Genomic DNA, 2,625 nt, shown 5'->3' on the forward strand with positions numbered 1-2,625 from the left:
GAGTTTTGCCGTGGCGCGGCCGATGCCGGAACTGGCGCCGGTGACGATGGCGATCTTGTTTGCGAGTGCGAACATTTTTGCATCCTTTTCTTCGCGCCGGCTTGACCGGCAGTTGGGATGCTTGGTCGCAGATCGAGGCCAGGCGAGCCACCCGATACCCGCCAAGATGCTGGAAAGCGCCGACGCGCCGGATGCGTCTTTTTCACCACGGCGCAAAACGGCAAGCGCCGTCGCAAACAGCGCAAGGGTGGAAGCGCTGTTTCGCTAGTGATACACCTCGCGCGCCGGGACCGACTGAACGCCGGCCGCCATTCGCGAAGCCTTTTTGGGGCGAGGTTGGGACGTTGAAGAAATATTCGGTATTCGCCATCGCCCGTGAAGCCATGCGCGGCCACAAGGGCTGGGAAGAACAGTGGTCCTCGCCTGAGCCCAGGAAAGAATACGACGTCATCATCGTCGGCGCCGGCGGCCATGGCCTGGCCACCGCCTATTACCTCGCCACGGTTCACGGCATCACCAATGTCGCGGTGCTGGAAAGGGGCTGGCTCGGCGGCGGCAACACAGGCCGCAACACCACCATCATCCGCTCCAACTATCTCTATGACGAGAGCGCCGGCATCTACGACCATGCACTGAAGCTGTGGGATGGGCTGAGCCAGGAGCTCAACTACAACGTCATGTATTCGGCGCGCGGCGTCATGATGCTCGCGCACAATGTGCACGACGTGCAGGTGCTGAAGCGCCACGTGCACGCCAACCGGCTGAACGGTATCGACAATGAGTGGCTGACGCCGGAGCAGGCGAAGGAATTCTGCCCGCCGCTCAACACCTCCAGGGATGCGCGCTATCCGGTGGTCGGTGCGGCGCTGCAGCGGCGCGGCGGCACGGCGCGCCACGATGCGGTTGCCTGGGGCTATGCGCGCGGCGCCTCGGCGCGCGGCGTCCATATCATTCAGAATTGCGAGGTCACCGGGGTCAAGCGGGCGGCCAATGGCGCGGTTTTGGGCGTCGACACGACGCGCGGCTTCATCGGTGCCAAGAAGGTCGGCGTCGTTGCCGCCGGCCATTCCTCAGTGATCATGAACATGGCCGGCGTGCGCATGCCGCTGGAGAGTTATCCATTGCAGGCGCTGGTGTCGGAACCGGTCAAGCCGGTGGTGCCCTGCGTGGTCATGTCGAACACGGTGCACGCCTATATCTCGCAGTCCGACAAGGGCGAGCTGGTGATCGGCGCCGGCACCGACCAGTATGTCTCCTATTCGCAGACCGGCGGCCTGCACATATTGCAGCACACGCTGGACGCCATCTGCGAGATGTTCCCGATCTTCACGCGCATGAAGATGCTGCGCTCGTGGGGCGGCATCGTCGACGTCACGCCCGACCGCTCGCCGATCCTGGCCAAGACGCCGGTGCCCGGGCTTTATGTCAATTGTGGCTGGGGCACGGGCGGCTTCAAGGCGACGCCGGGCTCGGGCCATGTCTTTGCCCACACCATCGCCAAAGACGATCCGCATCCGATCAATGCGCCCTTCACCATCGAGCGCTTCCGCACCGGCCGGCTCATCGACGAGGCGGCGGCGGCGGCGGTGGCGCACTGATGATGGCTGGGATGGCTGTCGCGATGCCGCTGATTCTGGCGGGGGAACACGTGCTGGCGGGGGAACGGGGCATGTTCCATTTTCCGTCGGCTGACGAAGTGCGCACGCAACCGATCAGCCGCACCGGCAACGAGACCGTCTGGCCGTTTTCGGTCGACGACGGCACGCTGGCCTGCGTCTGGAGCGGCGGCCAGCGGGTGGTGATGTTCTTCGAGGGACGTCCCGAAGGGCTTGACGAAGACGAGACATTCCAGCCGCGTCAAGTCATCGTCACCACCGATCCGATGCAACTCACTCTCGGCAACATGGCGTCGCGCGATCTGTTTCGTCCCGCTGCAAGCGTGGAGGAACGCATCCGGCTCGTCGCGCCGTTCGCGACCCTGGGACAGAAGCTTTGCGATCAACCGGCGGGCGCCCGCGTCGGCCACGGCGAATTGTAGGAACGAACAAATGCTTCTCATCCGCTGCCCCTATTGCGAGGAAGAGCGTCCGGAACTCGAGTTCCGCAACGCCGGCGAGGCGCATATCGCGCGCTCGGCCAATATGGCCGGCGAGAGCGACGACGATTTCGAAAAGTTCTTCTTCATCCGCTCCAACCCCAAGGGCATCATCTATGAGCGGTGGCGGCACATGCATGGCTGCGCGCGTTTCTTCAACGCCGTGCGCGACACCGTCACCGACAGGTTCGTCATGACCTACAAGGCCGGCGAACCCAAACCCTCCAAGCTGCCAGGAGTTGGCAAATGAGCGGCGCGTCGTACCGCATTTCCGGCGCCGGCCGCTTCAGCCAAGCCAAGACCGCGCGTTTCAGCTTCGATGGCCAGTCCTATGCCGGCATCGAGGGCGACACGCTGGCCTCGGCGCTGCTCGCCAATGGCGTCCATCTGGTCGGCCGTTCGTTCAAGTACCACCGTCCGCGCGGCATCCTGTCGGCGGGCGCCGAGGAGCCGAACGCGCTGGTCGAAATCAGGCGCGACGCGGCACGCAAGACGCCGAACGTGCGCGCGACTGTGCAGGAGCTTTATGA

The 2,625-nt window shown here is 64.3% G+C and carries 5 protein-coding genes; all 5 read left to right on the forward strand.

Annotated features, from left to right (window positions below; all coding sequences use genetic code 11):
* The first annotated feature begins 22 nt into the window (after positions 1–22).
* Complete coding sequence (locus EN991_RS40430; protein WP_206519289.1) at positions 23–268, forward strand: hypothetical protein; 246 nt, start codon at positions 23–25, stop codon at positions 266–268.
* A 76-nt stretch (positions 269–344) separates the two neighbouring features.
* Positions 345–1,598: a sarcosine oxidase subunit beta gene (locus EN991_RS31585; protein WP_063168974.1), complete on the forward strand. Its 1,254-nt coding sequence runs from the start codon at positions 345–347 to the stop codon at positions 1,596–1,598.
* Positions 1,598–2,038, forward strand: coding sequence for a hypothetical protein (locus EN991_RS31590; protein WP_013529657.1), 441 nt, complete (start codon positions 1,598–1,600; stop codon positions 2,036–2,038). The genes EN991_RS31585 and EN991_RS31590 overlap by 1 nt, the downstream gene beginning before the upstream one ends.
* Before the next feature lie 10 nt (positions 2,039–2,048).
* The gene (locus tag EN991_RS31595; protein WP_013529658.1) at positions 2,049–2,345 is read left to right on the forward strand and encodes a sarcosine oxidase subunit delta; all 297 of its coding nucleotides are present in this window, start codon (positions 2,049–2,051) and stop codon (positions 2,343–2,345) included.
* The coding region (locus tag EN991_RS31600; protein WP_164769507.1) for a 2Fe-2S iron-sulfur cluster-binding protein at positions 2,342–2,625 on the forward strand (284 nt) is incomplete at its 3' end. The genes EN991_RS31595 and EN991_RS31600, both read left to right, overlap by 4 nt.

This window comes from Mesorhizobium sp. M7A.F.Ca.US.005.03.2.1 (assembly GCF_003997795.1).
Lineage (GTDB): Bacteria > Pseudomonadota > Alphaproteobacteria > Rhizobiales > Rhizobiaceae > Mesorhizobium > Mesorhizobium ciceri.